Source organism: Glaciecola sp. KUL10, from assembly GCF_003203515.1.
GTDB lineage: Bacteria > Pseudomonadota > Gammaproteobacteria > Enterobacterales > Alteromonadaceae > Glaciecola.
Window position 1 is genome coordinate 53,356 of sequence record NZ_BGNG01000005.1, and the last position, 22,599, is coordinate 75,954.

Here is a 22,599-nt window from a genome sequence, read left to right on the forward strand (position 1 = left end):
TTAAGCATTACTCTTTGGTAACAATCGCTTGGAAAGTAGAAGAGTTATATGGAGAGGCTCCATTGTCAGTATCTAGAGAATCACCTTCAGCATAAGCTTCAAAGTCGTCTTCAAACTCTAGTACAGTGCCAGCCGCATCGGTATAAATCTTCACATCATCGATGTTGAAAGTAATATCAGCTGGAAGAATTGCTGTGTTATCTGCAAATCTAAATGCAATCGCTCTTACACCACCTAATGCATTTTCAGGAGACATAAATGGTTCAGTAGTCACTGCCACACCGTCAATAGTTACGGTTACCATTGGAGGCGTATCACCGTCCGGCGCTTCCCATGAAATCTCAACGTCATGCCACTCGCCCGGTCTAAATGGAACCGGAACTGTAATATCGTCTTGATCCCTTAGTACAAACTGCTCAGACTGAATACGTAAATCCGCAATCGCGCGGCCGCTTCCAACACTGTTTAAGGTATTGTAAAGCGTGATATAAGCATCCTTAGGCTCGAAAGCATCATTGATTTCAACTGCATCGTCATCTTTCTTAAATGACATAGATACTTTACCAGCTAACACACCACCAGTAGCAGCGCGTAAATCATCGCTAAATTGATAGCGTAATTCACCAGTATCACCCGAATCAGTATCCGTAATTGTTGCAATTTGATTACCCGAACCTTCGCCGCGAGAAATGAAATCACCACGAGCAGCAACACTTGCTTCTGATGTAGACGAGTTATATGGAGAAGCATCGTTATCTGAGTCTAGAGAATCACCAATAGCATATGATTCGAAGTCATCAGAAAACACTTCTGTTGTTGCTGCAACGTCTGACGTTACTTTGACATCATCTACTGCGAAAGTTGCTTCCTCAGGCAGTACCGAACTGTTGTCAGCAAATCTAAATGCAATTGCACTTACACCACCAATTGCATTTTCAGGAGCAGCAAATGCTTCAGTCGTGAAACTTACGCCGTCAATCGTAATTGTGACCATTGGAGGCGTCGTTGCATCTGGCGCATCCCATGTAATTACAGCATCTTGGAATTCACCTGGCTTAGGAACTTCAGTAATATCAAAGGTTTGATCTCGGATTTGATATTCGTCATTGCGGATACGTAAATCAAGAATAGCGCGTTGTCCACTTGTACTATTTGACTCATTAAACAACGTAATAAAACCGTCTCTTCTATTCCCAGAAATTGTATCAGTCGCTTCAAATACACGGTTAAATGATAGAGATACGCTTCCAGATAATAAATCCTCTGGTAATACATAACGCAACTCACCTGTATCACTGTCATTAGTATCGCGAATAACAGCTACATTAAGGTTTGCATCAGTACCGGTAATAGTAATCACTAAATCCGCTGTTGTACCATCCGCAGATGCGATTGAAATGGTGTCAGTTACTGTATCACTAGCACTAGGTAGAGCAGCAACTGTGGCATTATCAGTATCGAGTGTATACGTCCACGCACCCTGTTCGTCGATACTGAATGTACCAAACGTAGTTGCCGTGTCGGTCTCGGCAACGATACTTGCTTCACCTTCGTCAGCGTCGGTAACAGTTACCGTGCCAGTCAGTGTTTCCGTGTCGTTCGAAATCGTAGCAGTTAAGCCAGAAAACTCGGCTGCATTATTCATTAACGAAACTGGATTTGTGGGTGCTGAGCTTACACTTTCAGTAAAACCGTTGTTGTCAGTATAAGATGCACTTACCGCGATCGCTGTGCCAACCTGCGCATCAGTCAGTACTAACGATGCACCGGTTTCACCGTCGATAACCACATCATCTGCTGTCCATGTAAATGCAATACTATCTGGGAAACCATTTGCATCAGATAGGTTAGCTACTAATGTTTCACCTACGGAAGGAGATCCACTAATAGTGATTTCACCCGGCGAATTGGCAATCGCCGTGATTGAGTTTGTAGAAGATGCAACTTCAACGAAACCGTCGTCATCTTCGTATAAAACAGATGCAGTGATGTCAGCACCATCTTGTGCTGCAGTAATTACAAAAGTACTCGCACTTGCACCAGCAATAGGCACGCCATTAGCAAACCAGCTATACTGTTCATTTCCACCTGAAACACCATTCTGGTCAGTTAGCGTGGCTGTCAGTGTTGAGCCTTCAGTTGCGCTACCGGCTATGCTTAGTGAGCCAGGAAAATTTTCAGCGTTATCATCACCGCCGCATGCTGCCAGTGAGATAGCCGCAGCTAAGACACTAATTTTATAAAAATTCTTCATTTTGTTTGTTCTCTATTTCTTAATTTTTTATGGATGCGGATAGTGGTTCAAACATCCGCATCTGTCCCTTAATATTTAAACGATATACCCGCAAACATGCGTGGGCCGTAATCACTGACACTACCTAAGTTACCTTGAACAAAGAAATCATCGCTTCTTGGTTCACTAAACAAGTTGATAGCTTCTAAACGAACTCGAATATTCTTGTTAATGCGGTAACTCACACGAGCCTCAAACACACCGACATCATCAACAAATCTCAAGCGTGTGCCGTTGCTCACATATGGTTGGAAGTAACTGTCACGATACTTATAGATAAGTGCCGCATCTAACTCACCGATTTGGTAATAAATTTGACCACTGAACACATTTTCAGATAAACCAGGAACACTTCCTGGAGGAATAATACCGGCTGTTAATTGCGTGGTATTACCATCTAAATCAGTGGTGAAAGTATCGCCGTACAAGCTGTCATTAAACTTGAAGTTAGAATCTGCGTAGTTGTAGCCTAGTTTCACTCCAAAGCCAGAATCCCAGCGGTATGCAACCGTTGCTTCTAAGCCAAATAGATCAGAGGTATCGTCAACTGTCGTTTGATTAGTGATAGGAAGGTTGACAGTTTCATTTCCAACGTTAAACGTTTCAAGTACTGTGCGATTTTCAAAACCACCTTGGAATTGCTTATAGTAAAAACCGAGTGCAAAAATAGCATCTTCGTTTGGATACCATTCAACGCCGATATCAAAGTTCCAAGACATCAAGGGTTTCGCATCTGGATTACCTGAGCCATTTGCACCTACAAGCAAATCAGCAACTGTAAATGCCTCTCCAGACGTGTCTTCTTGGAAAGTACGATTGAAAGATAAATCTGAAGGATCTACACGAGACATACCTCTGTAGACACCAGCACGTAAAAGGATATCATCAGAATAATCAACCACTAAGTTCGCACTAGGCAAGACTTCTGTGTAACTACCGCCACCTTCGACTTGCTCGAGCAATCCGTCTGGATTTTCTACAATTTCCAATGCCCCGGTCTCTTCGTCAGCGACGATATCAAACGCGCCTCTGAATCCACGAGATGTGACTTCGGTGTCAACAACTCGAACACCAAAATTACCGCGGATGAAGTAACCACCGATATCAGTATCAAACTCAGTCATTACATAAACAGCATTTGTTTTTTCAGTTACGTCAATAGTACCTGTGCTTTCATAAAATACTTCTGGATAAGCGAACTCTGAACCAGTAGAAGCTAAGATAGCTTTGGAGAAACAAACGTTGTCATAAGTTGCCCAAGAGTTTCCTGTTCCACTTTGAATAACTGTGCCGTTTTCATCTATGTTGGTAATGATGTTCCCATCGCTAACACTTGATAGAAAATCACTTTCAGGAAAATTGATCTGGCACAGGCCAAAAACATCTGCAGAATCAACAAGACTGCCCAAAGTACCTTGTGTTCTGCTGCCGTTACCTTGGTTACCACCGTATTGAATATAATTCATTTCTGAGGTACGAACACCCGCTTTCAAAACAGAAAACACTTCGCTTTCTAAGGTGTATTCGAAATCTAATTTTGCACCTAATACATCATTGTCACGCACGTTTTCACGGTCGACACGCGTACGCAAGTCATTGCTGAAATTGCTTATGTCTGTGACATCAAAATTGGTAAAGGTAAAGTGGGGAATCTCACTGCCCAAGTCCCAAGTAAAGAAAGGAGATAGATTACTGCCAGGGCTGCCAGTGCGACCGCGGTTAGAAATTTGTAATTCTTCGCGTTTAGTCTCTGAGTAGCCAACATCAAATGCTACTTTTAGATCATCAGTGGCAAAGTAAACAACGTTTAAGCCATATCCAAGATAATCTTCAGCACGTTCAAACTGCTCACCTGCTGACTCTACTCTATCGAATCCTTCCCAGTGTAAAATGCCACCGACCGAGTTGGTTACCAATGTATTGCCAGTTATTCCAGGTGTCGCACGTTTTTGAAGCATGATTAAATCATGTCTTGCTTCATTCTGAACACGCTCTGAAACCTGCGCGTCAATATTGATATCCAACCTATCGGTTGGACGATATTGCAAGCCAAAGAATACTGCATCTCGCTCATCAGACGTCTCATTCTGACGGAAGCTTCTGCTACTCCCCGTCCAGGCATAGCGCTGGCCATCATCAATAGCTCTGCCAGTTTCAGGATCGATTTCTGTCTCATATCCAACGTTATTGCTACCGCTGATTTGATCTTCGCAATCACCACCAGATGATCTAAAGAAACCTTCATTGGTGTTTGAAGGGTCAAATATACACCCCCACAAAGAACTGCCTGAAGGGCTTGAACTTCTATATTCAGCTTCAGGTTGAGAAATGTCTTGGCGTTGCATCCCTACTGAAAGACCTAAGCTTTGGCCATTGTCAAATTCAAACTGATCAACATAACTGACTGTGCCTCTAAAGCCGACGCCGTCATGTAATGAGTTCTCGACGTTAGTTTCATCCGGGTTGTGATTTAACTTAACTTCAGCTTGGAAACGCTGTTTGCCGAAATCCAAGGGCTTGAGTGTTTCAAGCGTAATAACACCGGCGACCCCGCCTTCAATCATTGATGCATCTTGAGTTTTGTAAATCGCGACCTTCTTAACAAGCTCAGAAGGGAATTGAGAGAAGTTAACTGATCTATCACCACTACCATTAGTTGCTTGGCGCCCATTGATATGTGTAGCACTTAGGAAAGGACCTAAGCCGCGAATTGTGATTTCCGTCGCACCACCGTTTTCTCGGTGTGATGCGGCCCCAGTTAGATTTTCTAGCGCTTCACCGATAGACAAAGCAGGCAAGTCACCAATATCTTCAGCCGATAATCCATCTACAATAGTAGTTGATTCTCTTTTTATTGCGATTTGGTCTTGAATGACTTTGCGCGTTCCAACAACGTCGATAACTTCTACAAGTTGCTTGTCATCTTCAGCTTGTTCGGCTTGAGGGGTCTCTTGCGCTAGTGCAGCGCTGCTAGCAATAGTTGCGAGACTAGCGAGCATTATTGCTTTGACTGATCTTGCAGTTGGATGAAGCGCAAATTGTTGATGAGGAAGTTTCAAACGATCTCCTCGAGATTCTGCACCTGATTTAAACAACATATCGAGGTCTCCGTGTGTGTTATTAAGTGTCCCATGAACGAAAAATTGTTAACCCTATGTAATAATTTTCACATTTCAGAATTAATATAACCAATTAATAACATTTAATCAACCAATTAAGAAATTACCATACAGACCAAAACAATAGACACAATAAAGAAAATAAAAAACACTATGCAACTGTTTTAATTAGGATTTATACTCTTTAATATACGTATAATCTATTTATTGGTAAATGCGAAAAATGCAAATTATAAAAAATATAATTGTTAAAATAACGGTGAATATTTGATTAACATCAAAAATCATTGTCTTACCAATAATCGATTACCCAACTTTTTTTGGTAATAATTTAAAGGTAAAAAAACTGTTCAGTTTTTTCACACTAGTGAAAAAAAAGCGCGTCAACTCCCCAAAATACTGTGCATATTTCAATGCCATTTGGCTAGATTTTGTTCATTCGGCTTGTGAAACAACACGAATAAATTTCAGTTCCTGCGTTTTCAGCACAAGTAGAAACAAACAAAAAATATAGGCAAAATTTATTTGGCCTTACCACTTGACAGATAGACCGATAATGTTAATCATAGTGTCCAGTTGTTAAATTTAAGTTAACCATGAATATGTTGTTAAATCGCTTCTTAGTTCCTTGCAGAACATGGTGAAGCATCAATACAAAGCCCAAAAGGATGGATACTGTGAGTTCTAAAAACCGCTTCAAACTATCAACCATTGCAATCGCACTTATAGCGACGATGCAACCAGCAAGTTTTGCAATAGCCCAAGACCAATCTGCCAACAATGACCTAGTAGAAGTTATTGAAGTAACCGGTATTCGTTCTTCCTTAACAAAAGCGCTGGCTGAAAAACGTTCTGCCAATAACGTTATTGAAGTCATCCAGTCGGATGATATCGGTAAGCTGCCCGACCAAAACTTAGCTGAAGTATTGGAAAATGTAACGGGTATCCAAATTACGCGAACAGCAGGGGTTGGTACTGCTGTTCAGATTCGCGGAACTGACGAAAATAGAGTTGAAATTAACGGCGTTTCTACTGTTGGATCTGGTTCTGGACGTGGCGGGATAAGTTTTGAGGACTTGCCGGCCGCATTAATCTCAGCGGTGGAAGTTACTAAAGCGCCAGAGGCTAAAACCATAGAAGGTTCGGTTGGCGGCACAATTAATTTAAGAACGCTTCGACCTTTAGAATTAAACGATACAGTATTTGCTGTTCGCGGAAAGTTGCAAAACAGTGATTTGGATGTGAATGATAATTATACGCCAATATTATCGGGAACTTACGGAGATAATTGGCAAACTGATAACGGTGAATTTGGCGTCGTTGTTAGTATGAGCTATGCCGAACAAAGCGTTTCAGCTTTCCGCCCCAGAGCGGACCGAGATGGGCTTGTAACAGTTAATCAAAACTACGATGCTGACGGTAGAGCTGGAGAAGCTTCTGACAGAGTAATAGGAAGCGCAGAAAACTTTGATTTCTTAAGAATTCAGTTTTTTAATCAAGATTATGATTATCTTGAATATGAAACGACTAACCTTTCTGCCTCTTTCGAATGGGCTCCAAACGACAATCTGCGGCTATATGTCGATACCCTAGTAAATGACCAACAGCGTACACAAGAGAGTTCAGAAGTACAGTTTTCGGGTGTGTCAGATATAGATGTGGTGGATTTAACAAATAATACGTCTTTTGAAACCATTAATTTAGGTTCGATAGATACGCCAAGCGGCATCATTAATATTCCCAGTATTCAAGCTGTGACTTCAGGTGTCTTATTACCTGACGCAGTGCTTGCAAGTGGGCTCAATCCAAATATTCGCACAAGAAGCCTAACCGGTGCTCGTCTTACCGACAGTTCTGTGGTCAGGATAGGCGGTGAGTGGACAAATGATGACTATGTATTCACCGCTGAATACGCAGTTTCTCAATCTGATACGGTGACACCCAACCTTTCAACCCGTTTAGATTTTATCAATCCAAATGCGGCACAACCTGTCCTTGGGGGCAGTGTTGACAATGGTACGCCTGTAGAGTTTGATTTGCGCGGCGGTATGTTGCAATTTGGTATCGCTCAAGGCTTACCAAGCTCTCCGACAACCGATATGTTACTAGACCCTGCTAACTACGCGTTAAGCCAAGCTCAACAAGTGCGAGATATCGCCGAAAACCAAGAAACAGCATTTAGGACAGATTTCACTTACTTCTTAGATGATCAGATACCTTATGTCACTTCAGTTGATTTAGGCTATCGATACAATGAGACATCTACTCTAAACAATGACTTTGAAAACTCGCGCGTAAACTTGACGAGCTCTACATCCGAGTTTGACCGTCCCCGCGGGAACCTTTTTTCAGAAATCCTTGTACCGGGATCTCCAAACTTTAATGCTGCAGACGGGCGTCGATTATTCGTCAAAGATTTCTTAATTATCGATCCGACACTCTCTTTCACTGACCCAGATACAGTTGCGGACATACTAAACGCGGCAATTATTAGTGCGTCAGATGACCCTTCGAACCCTGGAGAGTTATTAGGTCCTCTCGTTCAAGATGAGTCAGCGTTTTTTGATATATCGGAAGAAACTCATGCCCTCTATGCTCAGGCAAATTTTGAAACAGATATTCTTCGCGGAAGTTTTGGTCTGCGTTACATCACGACAGAGCTAGAGTCGATTGGTTTAGTAGAAAACAATGGAACGTTTGAGCAAGTGGTTCAAAGCAGTGATTACGACTTTGTATTACCTCGTTTGAATGTTGTTGCTGATTTAACTGATGATATCGTTTTGAGAACAGCAATCGGCAGAGATATCAATCGCCCTGATTTTGATGACCTATCAACGTCCACTCAATTTACTGGAAACGCAAATGCGGCTGTACGAGCAGGCAATCCAAACTTAGTGCCAGAAGATATTTGGTCATTTGATTTAGCGGTGGAATACTACTTTGCACCCTCAAGTGTTTTAAGCGCAGGTATATTCTATAAGAAACGTAAAGACCTGTTTGTTCCATTCACCGAAGATCCCCCTGGTAATGTAGTAGATGGTGTATTAAATATCGATATAACACCTCCATGTGAAGGTGGCGGTATTTTCAACCCAGTAGCTGACCGAAATATTAATAACCCAACACCTGGAGAAGGTATCTGTGTGCCGTTTGAATCGACGTTTAACGGAAATGGAGATACCACTCAAAAAGGAATTGAACTCGCTTTTCAATACGACTTATCAGGGTTTGAAGACGAGTTGGGTTGGGCATCTGGTTTTGGTGTTGTTGCAAACTATACCTATCAAAAAGCTGATAGTGGAGATGATTTCAGAAGTTTTAATAGTCGAGGAAAAGCTATTCTTGAAGCATTAGGTATCGCAGAAGAAGACGCACAAGATCGTGTTGAGTTACAAAATTTATCTAAAAATGCATACAATTTTACGCTGTTCTATGAGAAATATGGCATATCGGCTAGAGCTCGATACACTTGGCGTTCAAGCTATATCGCAACCGATGCTTTCCAATTTGGTTTACCTCGCGTAAACGAAGCGCGCGGTCAGCTAAATGCGAGTCTCAATTACGCCGTTAATGATCAATTTAGTGTCGGTATTGAAGGGATCAATATCACTCAGTCTGATGCAGTGCAATCTTGCGTTAATGAAGGAGCCTTACTGTGCTTCCAAGGTCTGACAGATAGACGAATCTTAGTGGGAGGTAGCTACCGCTTTTAATTAAGTAGATTCTTCTAGATTAAAGTGACTACCGCATTTGCGCTAGTCACTTTTTGTATTAAATGATTACTTTGCTCTGCTCTCAAAGCTGCGCTTAACTCAACGACTACTTATTCAACCTTCCTAGCGCGCAGCAGCAAAGAGTATTGATAACGTTTATCATCGAGTAGGTATTCTTCATGCGTGCTTGGACTCCAAGAATCATCACCCCCAACCCCCATATGAAGATGATCAATGCACAAATGCGTATATTTATCTGGTATTAGCTCATTGGTATGTTTGGCTTGACTAAGTGTATTCTGCGAGTAAGGACTCAATGAAAATGCAAATCCACTTTTATACGATGCACTGTAAGAAGCAGCTGGTTCAACAATCAAATGCCCAGCACTCAGCCGTCTACAGTCACTTCGCAAACCATTGTCAGTGGGAAAAATATAAGGCGTATGAAACTCACTAACCGTTAATGAGTATTGACCAAATCGACTTGCAGACTTGCGATCGGAGTAGTTTTCAAATGGTCCTTGTCCCAACCAAGTTGCAGAGTCTTCATGCGATACAGGCAAAGTAGTTGAGATACCCACTCTGGGTATAGGGGGTAACGAATCCGTCAAACCGACTTCAACATCTAGTGTTATTATACCATCTGAATCAATAGTATAGATCCACCTCGTTTGGGCAACAATAGTTTGCTTATAGCTATATTCAAATTGGCAGATCACTCGGATATCAACCTTACTTTCTATCACTTTGAATTGAATACACTTTCGTGACCAATTACCAATACCTGCTCGTATCCAGCGAGCTTCCCATGCATTCGGATCTAAATTATCAACTTCGCTCACACCGATATCGTTATCCAAAGGAGCGCGATAAAAATTGTCGGTGAGTGAGCCTGCTAGCACATATTCACTATTTGTCTTCCAGCTATTCAGCAAACCACTCTTTTGGTTAAACTCAAAACACTGCGAAGCAACTTTAATGAGCGCAATATCATCTCTATACGTTAGTTCAAAAGGCTTGCTAGAACATTCAGAATTAAGGTTTTGCAATGGTACCAAAATGTTCGAGTTCTCTAGTGCAAATTGCTCAGTCGCCATGATATGCCCAGCATCTGCAAAAGCACTATTATTTATAAGCGCAACATCAAGGTTGAGGTGATATTGTTTCCCCGCTTTAAAAGTAGTAGTTAGCACAATTGTGAAACACTTTTCTTCCTGTGGGGAAAGCAGCAATGTTAGGGTGCCTTGCTCGATTGGTACGCCATTTTCAAGTAAGCGCCATACCAACTTTTCGTTATCAGTATGCCTAAACAAATAATCACTCGTGACTTGGAGCTCTAGCTTTTCGCTGGTCTGAGAAACTAAATTGAAAAAAATGTGCTGTTGACAATACTTCGCTTCGTAGAGGCTGGGGTGAGGTGTTCTATCGGGAAATAGAATACCATTTATACAAAATTGTCGGTCATTTAGTTCGTCGCCGAAATCGCCTCCATATGCCCAATAGTGTTGTCCAAGCTTATCAGTTTTGGATAAGCCTTGGTCAACCCAGTCCCATATGAACCCCCCTTGTAAACGAGGATACTCACGAAAAGACTTCCAATACTCGTCGAAGCTTCCAAGGCTATTTCCCATTGCATGAGCATATTCACAAAGTATCAAAGGACGGGATTCGTCCGGTAACCCAATCCATTTTTTAATGGCATGCTTGGGGACCGCTTCATCGTCAATATTCGTGTCTACACGCGCGTACATTGGACAGATAATATCAGTTGCACTGGTTTGAGAGCCGCCACCTTCATATTGAACTGGCCTAGAAGGGTCAAAACTTTTAGACCATGCATACATAGCATCGTGGTTGGCGCCATATCCACACTCGTTGCCTAATGACCAAATAATAATTGCAGGGTGATTTTTATCGCGCTCGACCATTTGAGTATAACGTGACATAAATGCACCGGACCAACTTGGATCTGAGGATAGCCTCCCCATAGGATACATACCGTGTGTCTCAATGTTGGCTTCATCCACCATATACAGACCAAATTCATCACACAATTCATAGAAACGAGGGTGGTTTGGGTAATGAGCTGTTCTAACCGCGTTAAAATTGTTTTGCTTCATCAACTTTATGTCATTAATCATGTCAGCTTCTAATGTGACATGACCTAACTCTGGATGATGTTCATGCCGATTGACACCGCGGATTAAAATTGGTTTCCCGTTGACACACAGTTGGCCCTTGATAACCTCGACTTTTCGGAAACCAACATCATAAGCTTCGATATCCACGATATTATCATGCTCATCAAGTAAACAAATAACACAGCGATATAAGTATGGGGTTTCGGCTGTCCACTTTTTAGGTTCACAAATATCAAGAGACTGAAAAATGACATCATCCCATCCGCCTTTTTCATCTATGCGTCTATTATTGGCGCCATCAATTTTGGTTTGTGCAATGATTTTCGTACCGTCAAACAACTGCGCACTAGTGCGATAATTATCAGGGGCATCAATAGCCGTTTTAATTTTTAAACTACCATCCCGATAGCAAGCATCTAGTTCGGGCGTGATAAATACATCCTTGATCTGAGTTTGCGGCTTAGACAAAAGATAAACATCACGAAAAATGCCACTCAACCACCACATATCCTGATCTTCTAGATAGCTACCGTCACTCCAGCGGATAACCATTACAGATAAGGTATTATCTCCCTCGTGTAAAAATGGACTTAAATCGAATTCACTTGGTAACCTGCTATCTTGGGAGTATCCGACCCATGTTCCATTACACCAAAGGTGAAACGCAGAATTAACACCATCAAATACAATGTGATTGCGTTTATTCAGTTGCGATTTTTCTAGAGAAAATTGTCGGCGATAACAGCCGGTTGGATTATCACTCGGTACAAACGGTGGGTTAACCGTGAAAGGGTATTTTACATTACAATAAATTGGCTTATCAAAACCTTGCATTTGCCAATTTGATGGCACTTCTATTGATTGCCAACCAAGCGATGATAACGTTTCATTTGTCAACTGATCTAAAAGCGAATTGTCGACAAGTTCTGGTTTATCAAATAGTTTGAAGTCCCAATGACCATTAAGACATTGCTTTTGAGCGTTCTGTTTGTGCAATGCATCTTCAACGGACAAGTAGCCATTTAGTGGACTATGGGCTTTGATTTGATTTGCTTGGACTGACTGTTGTGTTTCCCAGTCTCGCCTCGCTATCACTGTTGATAAGCTGATGGTGTTATTGTTCATGCTTAGCCTTTTTCAAAATCGAAGTAAAGCCAATTGCTTTTTTAATGGTCCGACTTTGATATCAAAAGGTATGTTCAGTGGACAAACAAATACAAGCAAAAGTATGTCTAGTTAATGTGCGCCAGAATAAACACTATATTACTAGCATGCAATACGCCAAACCATATTTATAAGATAAATATTATATTTAAATTTATCGCTTATTTACCCATTAAATGTGAGTAAGTAACTCTTAGAGTATTTTGTATGGCGCGCTTGATGCTCGGCCAAGCAATTGATATGTTGTCCAACAGCACTTGCGCATCGTCGCTATGCATATGACTGACAACATCAGTTAAACCATCTGCGTTTATTTTCTTTGCAATATCTATAAGGTGTCTAGCACCTTTGAGCATTTCTCCTCGATTATCTTGAGCCACTGCTTGTTCAATGTTGTCAATCAGATCACTTAACTCATCGAGCAAACTTTTAAGCGATACTGGCAAAGGTTCTTCTTGGTCTTGCCCCTGTAAGTAAGATAGAAGGTCAAACCAATTACTAGGGTTTTCAGGCATTTCTACCGCTAGAATATCGTTGTTGTTTTCATGTTTTTCGTTATTTGATGGTTGTTGGTTCCTGGCTTCTTTTAACTCATATCTATGAGCTGCCAATAAAGCGTGTTCTTGAGCACGTTTTTCGCTCTCACTTAGTTGAAGTTGAGCTTGCACCTCTGCTAATGCCGACTCTTTCTCGTTAAGCTGAGATTTACTAATATTTAATTCACTTTCTAGTGTTTGAAGCTTATCCGCAAGTTCGCTTTGGTTAGCTTGTTGGCTTTGCATACTATTTTTACTTTGCTGATATTCGGACCGCACTTGACTGAGCTGTTGCGCGAGTTTCTCTTGTGCTTTTTGTAGTTCAGCAATATTTCGCTCTCTGCCTTCAAGCGCTGCTTGTTGATTGTTTACTTGATCTTGTAACAGCGTCTCTTTTTGCTCCTGTGAAGCAAGCTTTTCAACTAGGGCTTTTGCTTGCGCTTTTGATTGTTGAAGTTCATGTTGCAAACGTTGCTCATCCGATTGTGTGGTGCTTACTTTTTGCTCAGCAAGTGTTAGGTCTTCTATATTACTTTTCAATTGTGCAGCCAATTCTTTGTTTTGCTGCTGTGCTTTTTCTAGCGCCTTTTGAAATGCAAGCTTTTGCTCTTCGATTTGTTCGTGATGCTCACGGAACTGTTCGTCACTTCCTTCTAGCATTTCTTTTTGTTTTTGCGCACGAGCCTGCACGTCATCAAGCTCTTTACTTAGCTGTTCTACTTTTCGCTGCTGTGCGAGTCGAGCAAGACGCTCATCGTCAGCTTGCTTTTGTAATGCTGAAACACGCGCTTGCGTGATCGCAAGTTGCTCTTTTTTGGCAGCAACCTCTTGCTCTTTTTCATCATGTTGACTTTTCCGTTCCCGCTCTTGTTTAATAAAGTTTTCTAACTTCTGTCGATTTTTGTGCTCTAAATCTTTGAGTTCAACTTCCAATTTTTCTAACGCAGCAGAACGTGCTTGTTTTTCGGCACGCTCTGCCTCGGTCTCTTGCTTAGCTTTACTAAGAATATCTTGGGCCTCATGGAGTTGAGCTTGTTTCTCGTCTAAGGCTTTTTTCATGCTTTCTTCAAGATCTTGTCTTTCTTTCTGCAGCGTTTGAAGGTCTTGTTCTTTAATTCGAGCATTTGTTTCTATTTCTTTTAATTCCTTGCTCAATTGAGCAAGGAATGACTGCTGCTCTTGTTTTTCGTTGCGTTCTTTTTCAGCTTCTTTTGCCTTTTGCGCTAATTCAACTTGGGTCTGCGTGAGGGCTGCTTGTTTTTGTTGAAGTTCATTTTTAAGTTTTTGCTGCATCGCTTGCATGTCGTCTTTTTCGATGGAAGATAATTCTTCAAGCTTTTGCATTTCAGATTGTATATGCTTTAAATTAGCCTCTTTACTTAAGAGTTCAGTTTGTGCAATTTGAACTTTTTGTTCGAACTCCCTTCTTTGAGATTCAGCTTTTTCGCTTGCTCGGCGCTGTTTTAGTAATTGCTGTTTGAGTGTCTCGGATGCTCGGTCAGAAGCGTTCAGTTGTGACTGTAATTCTGTAATCTGTTGACCAACAGCAGTTATTTGCTGGTCTTTCTCATGTATAGAATTGTGCATCAACTCAATTTGTTGCTTGTAGTTTTCCATCTCCTGAATGTAAGTTTCTTTTGCTCGCTCCAGGTCTTTGCCTTTTGCTTCACTATTTTGTAGCGCGTGTTTTGTTGCTTCGTATTTTTCCTGGCTATCGGTAAGACGACTCGCTATTTCCTTTCGTTGTTCTTCTAATTGCTCGACTAATATTGATGACTCGTTTAATTGGCTACTCAGTGCTTCATTATCGTGTTTAACCTGTTTAAGTTGGTCGCAACTAGTTTGATATTCATTTTGTAAGTTTTTAAGGTGTTCTTTCACCGACAAATGCGCGGCCTTGAGATTTTGATACTCACTTTGTTTTTCATTTAGGTTGTTTTTGACCAATGAAAGTTCAGAGGCAGTTTCAGCGAGGCTCTTTTCTTTACTAGCAAGGATAGACTGGCTAGTTTGCAGTTTTTTATTCACTTCAATCGTCTCTGCTTGCGCTTTCTGCTGAAGTTTTAAGGCATATAAGCGCTCTTGGTCGGCCTGTTTTAACGCGGTTAAATCGACCCAAATACATAAGATAGAATCAAACCCTTTCCCCTTAAACAAAGGAACTAGAGTTAAGTGACAAGGCATGCATTGTTGTTTCACCATATGTTCCCAACTTACTGTCTGAGACTGTCCGGTCGCTTTAACCTGAGTGATTATATGTTTTAAGTGCTCTGCATCTTCTCCATTTAGCACTTGCGAATATGGATGCATATGCAACAGATCTTGCTTGTTATCTGTCTTAAAAAAGCGCATCGCCGCAGGGTTGATATCACTAAATCCATGCTCGCCTAAAACTGCCATTGGCATACTGCTATGGTTCAGTAAGCTTTCAAAGCGATCTTGTTGAAACTGCTCTGCGCTTTTATCACTGATCCAACACAGATACTCTTGCTTATCTTTGTTGAACAAGTCTATGTTGATTTCGCTTGGGTGAAGCTCTTTATTTTTTCCTTTTAATTGCGCAAAGAAATTACGTACTCGGCCTGTTTTGTGAAGCTCTTTGGCAATTTTCCCAGAGCTTGATACATCATTGAATAGTTCGAAAAAATTGCCTTCTTTAAGGTCCTTTTCCAGTAACCCCAAACGTGCAAGCATCGTTGTATTGGCATTGACGATTCGATCGTCATTATCAATAGTTGCAATAGCGACTGGTGCAAGATTCACGATGTTTTCAAAATGAGACTGTGCGCGCGTCAGTTGAAGATTGGCATGATGAATTTCGCTTAAGTCCCTTGTAAACCCAAATACTAGGCTTTGATTGTTATCCTTTAGCCTGACCGACTGTGCAACGATTTGAAGTTTTCTTAAGTTTTGTACATTTTCGTATTCTTGAGGAAAAATAACCTCATTGGGGTTATCTCTATCAAAACAGATGGTTTGGTTGATTCTAATTGTTTTGGCGCTTACCGGAGCGATCGGTGTAATATTAGTGGCAAGATTTCCAGCTAAGCTTGCAGCTTTGTTTAGTCTTTTCGCGGGAGCACACACATGCAGTTGCGCAATTTTGTCAGGCATGATGTTTAACTGCTCGAGTAACTTGCCTTTGTTTTGAGTCCCTCTTAGACCAAACTGCCGCTCAAACGCTGGGTTACAAGCACTTAGCTTTCCCACTTCATCTAGAATATAAACTGGCTCCGGTGACATCGCGATGATATTTTGCAACTTAAACTCTGCGGTATCGGCGCTTTGCTTAAGTTGAGTACTTTTGGTGGTGTTTTGGACAAAGACTTTGCACACCATGCCGTTAAGAGAGAAGATGCTAAGTTTTAAGTGGGTAAACTGTTGCTCTTTTTGCGCAATAAAGCTCAAATTAAGTGTCTGTTGGGCATGACTTCCCTCGTCTCTAACTAATTGAGAAATAAAGTTCTGCCAAATTTTTTGAGATGATTTAGTTAACAAGCTTTCTAGCGTTGCAAACGATATACGCTTATCTTCGTCATTAAATATTTCGAGTGATGCAAAACTACCAAGCGTGCACTGTATCTGGTGAGATTTGAGATCTAATTCCCACTCCAAGTTACCTGCTTCATTATGATGAGCCTCAAGTTCGTTTAGTCTTTGGGATAGTCGTGATTGCTCATTTATCCAAGAATTTACATCGACGAAAGTGGCGACATAGCTAACGGTATTCGTTGTATCGCCGAGCATATTGAAAGCTTTTTCAAGGTTTACTTTCAAAAATTTCTGGCTCGATTGCGCCTTCAGGACAATTGAGCCCCTTTGGTCATCAGTCGTTTTAAAGTATGCTTCAACATTACTTTGATCAGACGAGCTAAATAAACTCGTGATGGGAACATTGACTAAGTTCTCGACCTTCCTTCCCAATAAACTAGCGGCTGCTGTATTACAGTGTGAAACACTAAAGTTGTCATCAAGTTGTATAAGGCCTGCAGTGCTAATTGCCACGGGTACATTCGCTAACGTAAGCTCATTGCTTAATTTTTTCGCCAACTTTTTGCTTTTAATAAAAAGAAAGACCAAACATAGCGTCAATACACATAGTGCCAATATCGTGTAGATTAATCCTTGTTCACCTATGTCAAAAAACCACGCCGACAAGCCTTGCTGAACTTCGCTTTGTGCGCTAACTACGCATGCATGTGCAAGGAAAGATAATGCAATTACTGATTTTTTTATTAATGTTCTTATTGATATCTTATCGTGGCTCATCATTCACTTCCGTTACTTTTCATACCGTCCCTAGCGAAGAGGAACGTGCACGAACGATAACGATGTTCAGCATAATGGAAAAGCTCAGAAGTAATGAAAGCGTATTGATAATGATACGCGAAAGAAGCTTACAAATGAAAAACTTGTTCTAGCTAACTAAATCGCCTCCAGCGCCTCAGTAAGCCTGGTTACGGGTACGACTTCTATACCTTTAATGGCTTTTTTAGGTGCATTTGCTTTAGGTACAATCGCTTTTTTAAAGCCATGTTTAGCCGCTTCAATAATCCTGTCAGTGCCATTAGGCACAGGTCTTATTTCACCAGACAAGCCAACTTCACCAAAGGCAATCAATTCTTTGGGCAAAATATGATTGCGAAAGCTAGATACCATAGCCAATAGCAACGCGAGATCTGCGCCCGTTTCAGCAATTTTAACGCCCCCTGCAACATTCACAAAGACATCTTGATCATTCATTTGTACATTTCCGTGACGATGCATAACAGCAAGTAACATCGCCAAGCGGTTTTGATCCATACCTACTGCTACCCTTCTGGGATTAGACAACTGCGAATAATCTACCAACGCTTGAATCTCAACCAAGAGTGGTCGAGTACCTTCCCACACTGTCATGACTATGCTGCCCGCGGAAGCATGCTCCTCACGATTCAAAAAAATAGCAGAAGGATTACTCACTTCTCTCATGCCTTTTTCTGTCATACCGAACACACCTAGTTCATTTATGGCACCAAACCTATTCTTTGTGCCCCTAAGCGTTCTAAATCGCCCATCACTCTCGCCTTCAAGCATCATCGAACAATCGATACAATGCTCAAGTACTTTAGGGCCGGCTAGGCTCCCGTCTTTAGTCACGTGACCGACAAGAAACATGGCGATGTGATGTTGTTTTGCAAAACGAGTCAAGGCTGCTGCACTCTCGCGAACCTGCGCGACACCGCCCGGAGCAGATTGAATATCGGCCATATGCATGACTTGGATGGAATCAATGACCATGACACTAGGTTTATGCTCTAGTGCAATTGAGCATATGGTGTCTACATTTGTTTCTGCCAATAGTTTCAGTTTATCTTCTGGCAATTGCAGTCTCTTACCTCGCATTGCGACTTGCTGTAACGACTCCTCACCAGTAATGTATAAAGCGGAGGTACTTTGCGATAGTTGACACATCACTTGTAGTAACAATGTACTTTTACCTGCTCCTGGTGAACCACCGATAAGAATAGCTGAACCTGGCACGATGCCGCCACCAAGCACCCTATCCAACTCTTTAAAACCAGAAGAAAAGCGCGGTAATGCGGCCAAGTCAATCTGATTTAGCAGCTCGACTTTTGCGTTAGTTGCACCAGCAAAACCTTGTCGACCAGGAACAGTTTTAGTCGTTGAGTTTTCGACCACAAATTCACTTAGTGTGTTCCACTCTTTACAGTCATTACATTGCCCTTGCCACCTCGGATGCTCACTACCACACTCTGAACACACATACGCTGTTTTTCTTTTTGCCATTCTACTGCATCTACCTTATGGAGCTTTTACCTTAAAGCTTACTTATTTTTAACCGCCATGTCGCTGTTTATACTTTATTTTATTGAGATTCTGGTCAGATGGCCGATACCTATTTAGAAGTAAAATTAAACACAAAATGGTTCAATTTGAGCTCGTAAATTAGTCAATCTAGGTATACGATAAATTGAAGTATAGTCGCTAGACTCTAGGATAAAAGAAGCGTTTCAATGGCAGAGCAACTCGCAGAATATCAAGACATCATCGACAAACTGGCCCCTAAAGTACAACAAGCAGACTTTGGTAGCTTGTTGCGTAAGTACACCAAAAATGTCGATGACGAAACCAGATTTCTATTAAAAATGGAAATGAAACGCCTTGCCAAACCCTGTTTGCGGAGCATAGATCTGCGTATTATGGTGGATGACGAATGTGCATTGGTTAATTATCAAGGTATTGAGCACTATTTAAATGAATATGCTACTCAACAATTTGATGAATTGGTCGCTCAATATGGCGAGTACACTTATGGGGTATATGAAGCTATTTTAGATGCATCTACTGCATCTCAAAACAAAGACCAAGTTTTTGAAAGTGAATACATCAAAGGGCAAGAAGAGCAATCTGCATGGAAGAAGTATATTACGCCCTACAATGATCTAATGTATTACCATCACCGACGTGATGAGCGAATGAATTTTGTGGTCGATCTCGAAATCGTCATATCAGCATCAAAACGCATAGAAGCATCGTCTGTTGATATTTCGCATCGAGGACTCAAACTCAAACTTCAAAATACTGATGACATCAGCTTAATGAAGAATTACCGTCCATTAACCGTTGTATTCACTGGTTTTTCTCATAGCTCTGGTCTGAGTAAAGAAGCGATTGAATACAAAGTCGTTAGAATCACGGGAGAAGGCGAGCAAACGCGCATTCACCTATCACGGGACTGGCAGCTTGGCCCAACTGCGTTTAATGAATATGTCGCCAATCTAATCAAACACCAAAAACGTCGTTATCGACTCAATTTAGAAAATACTCAACAGTCGATAGAGTGCAAAATCTTTGAGCAGGCATTTGCAAGTAATACCCCTAGCTTGAGCCTGTACGTCAATAGCAAGGACCCCGAACATCCGTTTGCAGAATACGCATGTGTGAATGCCCATAACGCTGAGATTCTTGATTATTGGTTAGATGAAAACAAATCACAGTTAATTGGTCATTTAGTAAATCAAAAGCGATTGCTTACGCTCACTACTAGCAACGCCAGTGATCCCAGCCTTATCGTTTATGCGTTTACTTTTGTACTTGAAAACAAGGTGTATTTTTACTCTGCGAGTGAATTGGAACTGGCTGAAAACCATGATTTGAGAGATGTGTTCTTAAGCTATGCATCGAGGAAAGTGAGTTGGCGAGTATTTAAACTAGTGCCAAGTGAAGTCAATCCGAACTACGCTTATTTACCCTCATCGGTACCTAATGGCGTTAATAAAGCCATCGATAAACTAAATCGCCCTTTAGCCCCACGCCTTGTATCTAAACTTCAACACATTTCTCATGTGGTTACTGTCAGCGATATCACCTTTAATATAGGTCAACAGTGCTATCAACGTCGAGAGTTAGAAAAAGACAGAATTAAACTGCTCGCCGCCTTCGGGCACCCTAGAAATAAACCACCAAAACCTGTCCAGGTATTCAGGTATACCACTCAAGACAAGCGTAAAGAGCGCCGTTATCAGCTTAGAACACAGGCGATAGTTCATGATGATATAAGTATTGAAGGCGTAACGGAAGACGTGTCCGTTAGCGGACTGCGGCTCGAATTAGTGGCGCCGTCGATAAGCAAACTTAATGACAAAGTGTCTATTGAGCTACCTAGTTTGCATGAGCGCACTGATGAGTTTGATTTAACCAACCTGAGATACCGCATCAAACACATAAGCGACGACGGCTATGTGTTGCATTTAGAAGCAATTTCAGACGATGAATTAAGCATTGCAGAACAGTTCTTTTCTCGTTTGATTGATAACAACAAAGATAAACTGGGTGTTATTTCAAACGAAGAAAGCGTACCCGGAATGGGGGCTGCTCTTCGCTGTATACAAAGTAGAGTCACTCCGCAACTTTGTGCCTATATTCAACGAACATCCTTGGGCTATGCGCCGATCAAGGTGACGACCTGTCAGCCAAATCACTACGCATATGGCTTTATGCGTCATGAAATTCCATTGGGCAAACTGAATTTGTCTTGGCTGTTCCACGACCGAAAAAGCAATGATGCCTTTATTGCGAGATCACTGAGAACCCTAAAATTCAACAAAGCGCCGATTGAAACAGAAGTATTTATTGCTTTCAATAATCTAGCACCTGATGCCGATAAAGCGTGTGTTGTTCATTGGGATCACAATCTCAGTACCCATAAAGCCAAGTACAAATTCATTAAAAACACTCTGAAAAATAAGCAATTGATTGCCTTTAGAGTGAGTATAAATGCAGTTTCACGACCTGACACTAGCTTACTCAATGAGGAGATTCAGTATCTAGGTCAGTACGCAATCCACAAAGCCCGTGAACTTGAAGAATTGATGTGGAATATCAGTGGTGAAGTCTATTTAACTGATATCACAGATGAGGTTCTCGTCAGGTATAAATTAAAAGCACTTGGCAGTATGCAATGAGCCACTAAGCCAATAAATACAATATTGACTGAAGCCCCGTAAACTGAATATTCCCTTGGGCTTCGAATTGTACCTTTGGTTTAGCATGATAGGCGACGCCAAAGCCGGCTGCACTCATCATGACAAGGTCATTAGCACCGTCTCCCACGGCAAGTGTTTGTGCTCTATCTACGCGACTGGATTGTGCTAAAGATACTAGCAAATCTGCTTTTTTCTGAGCATCAACAATCTCACCAATCACGTCTCCAGTAAGAACGCCGTCTTCGTGTTTAAGCTGGTTACTTTTTGCTACGTCTAGATCAAACATTTCTTTGATATGGTCTGCAAAATAAGTAAAACCGCCAGAAGCGATCGCAATTGTCCAATTAGCCTCTTTTAGGTGTGTCACTAATATTGCAAAACCGGGAGAAAACGGCAGTCGGTCACGGATGGTTTGAAGTTTCGCTAACTCAACACCTTTTAAGCAAGCAACTCGATGTATCAAGCTATCACTAAAGGCTATTTCACCCTGCATTGCTCGTTCGGTTACTTCAGCGACTTGCTCGCCAACCCCAGCCAGCTTAGCTATTTCATCAATACACTCCATTTCTATTACCGTGCTATCCATATCAAACACTATTAAACCCGGTTCACTTAAGCGCGCACTAGATTTAACGCTGATATCAACATGAAATTGCCTTGAAAGTTTGCTGAGTAATTCGTTAGGAATAGGCTTTGAAAGTTGGCTAGGTAAAACATCAATCACTGTTTCTGCAAACTGACCAGAAAAGCTATTTTTGCGCACATGAAAAGTCGAAGTATAGTGTTTAAGCTCGCGCAAAATTTTGTTGAGTATTTCAAATGTCATTGTTTGACTAATCATCACAAGCTTTTGGGTTGAGTGTTGCGCTAACTCAGTAGTGTCGTGTTCAATCTCACAGTAAATGTCAAGTGCACTTTCATTTATAGAAAACTTAATTGATGCGCGGGTGTTTAATTGAGTATTAAAAAACGCGACGCTTCTGACGAGAGATGAATCTGAAAATGATAATTGAACTGACACAATGACTCTTTATAAATGGGAGTAGACACAATTATATGCCTTAACTAATGTGGTGCTAATAATAACGAAAGCGCGCTTAATGTTAAACAAGCGCTTGGAAAATTTGCTAAATTAACCTATCGT

At 41.3% G+C, this 22,599-nt stretch carries 8 protein-coding genes; 2 read left to right on the forward strand and 6 right to left on the reverse strand.

Translation table 11 applies throughout. The features are described from left to right. Window positions 1-7: 7 nt before the first annotated feature. Window positions 8-2,254 (reverse strand): VCBS domain-containing protein, encoded by a 2,247-nt coding sequence (locus KUL10_RS09855; protein WP_110428771.1) that lies wholly within the window; start codon window positions 2,252-2,254, stop codon window positions 8-10. Between the two features lie 68 nt (window positions 2,255-2,322). Further along, window positions 2,323-5,391 carry a TonB-dependent receptor gene (locus KUL10_RS09860; RefSeq protein WP_110428772.1) on the reverse strand — a complete coding sequence of 1,023 codons (3,069 nt, stop codon included), beginning with the start codon at window positions 5,389-5,391 and terminating at the stop codon, window positions 2,323-2,325. A gap of 689 nt (window positions 5,392-6,080) precedes the next feature. Here KUL10_RS09860 and KUL10_RS09865 point away from each other — a divergent pair. Next, a complete protein-coding gene (locus tag KUL10_RS09865) occupies window positions 6,081-9,125 on the forward strand; it encodes a TonB-dependent receptor (protein WP_110428773.1) in 3,045 nt (1,014 codons plus the stop codon). 110 nt (window positions 9,126-9,235) lie between these two features. Here the strand turns inward: KUL10_RS09865 and KUL10_RS09870 are convergent, their stop codons facing one another. The 3 genes from KUL10_RS09870 to radA all read right to left on the reverse strand — a co-directional run bounded on the left by KUL10_RS09870 (window position 9,236) and on the right by radA (window position 18,756). After that, window positions 9,236-12,391 carry a beta-galactosidase gene (locus tag KUL10_RS09870; protein WP_110428774.1) on the reverse strand — a complete coding sequence of 1,052 codons (3,156 nt, stop codon included), beginning with the start codon at window positions 12,389-12,391 and terminating at the stop codon, window positions 9,236-9,238. 200 nt (window positions 12,392-12,591) lie between these two features. Next, window positions 12,592-17,238, reverse strand: a complete 4,647-nt coding sequence (locus KUL10_RS09875; RefSeq protein ID WP_110428775.1) for a PAS domain-containing protein — start codon at window positions 17,236-17,238, stop codon at window positions 12,592-12,594. Window positions 17,239-17,391: 153 nt separating this feature from the next. After that, complete coding sequence (gene radA / locus KUL10_RS09880) at window positions 17,392-18,756, reverse strand: DNA repair protein RadA (protein WP_110428776.1); 1,365 nt, start codon at window positions 18,754-18,756, stop codon at window positions 17,392-17,394. 227 nt (window positions 18,757-18,983) lie between these two features. Here radA and KUL10_RS09885 point away from each other — a divergent pair, with 227 nt between their 5' ends. Then, the gene (locus tag KUL10_RS09885; RefSeq protein WP_110428777.1) at window positions 18,984-21,434 is read left to right on the forward strand and encodes a PilZ domain-containing protein; all 2,451 of its coding nucleotides are present in this window, start codon (window positions 18,984-18,986) and stop codon (window positions 21,432-21,434) included. Between the two features lie 4 nt (window positions 21,435-21,438). Here the strand turns inward: KUL10_RS09885 and serB are convergent, their stop codons facing one another. Further along, complete coding sequence (gene serB / locus KUL10_RS09890; RefSeq protein WP_233499775.1) at window positions 21,439-22,476, reverse strand: phosphoserine phosphatase SerB; 1,038 nt, start codon at window positions 22,474-22,476, stop codon at window positions 21,439-21,441. Window positions 22,477-22,599 lie beyond the last annotated feature (123 nt).

Bases quoted from the DNA above. Each gene is read 5' to 3' on its own strand.
- KUL10_RS09855 (WP_110428771.1), bottom strand. From the start codon at position 2,254: ATGAAGAATTTTTATAAAATTAGTGTCTTAGCTGCGGCTATCTCACTG.
- KUL10_RS09860 (WP_110428772.1), bottom strand. From the start codon at position 5,391: ATGTTGTTTAAATCAGGTGCAGAATCTCGAGGAGATCGTTTGAAACTT.
- KUL10_RS09865 (WP_110428773.1), top strand. From the start codon at position 6,081: ATGGATACTGTGAGTTCTAAAAACCGCTTCAAACTATCAACCATTGCA.
- KUL10_RS09870 (WP_110428774.1), bottom strand. From the start codon at position 12,391: ATGAACAATAACACCATCAGCTTATCAACAGTGATAGCGAGGCGAGAC.
- KUL10_RS09875 (WP_110428775.1), bottom strand. From the start codon at position 17,238: ATGATGAGCCACGATAAGATATCAATAAGAACATTAATAAAAAAATCA.
- radA (WP_110428776.1), bottom strand. From the start codon at position 18,756: ATGGCAAAAAGAAAAACAGCGTATGTGTGTTCAGAGTGTGGTAGTGAG.
- KUL10_RS09885 (WP_110428777.1), top strand. From the start codon at position 18,984: ATGGCAGAGCAACTCGCAGAATATCAAGACATCATCGACAAACTGGCC.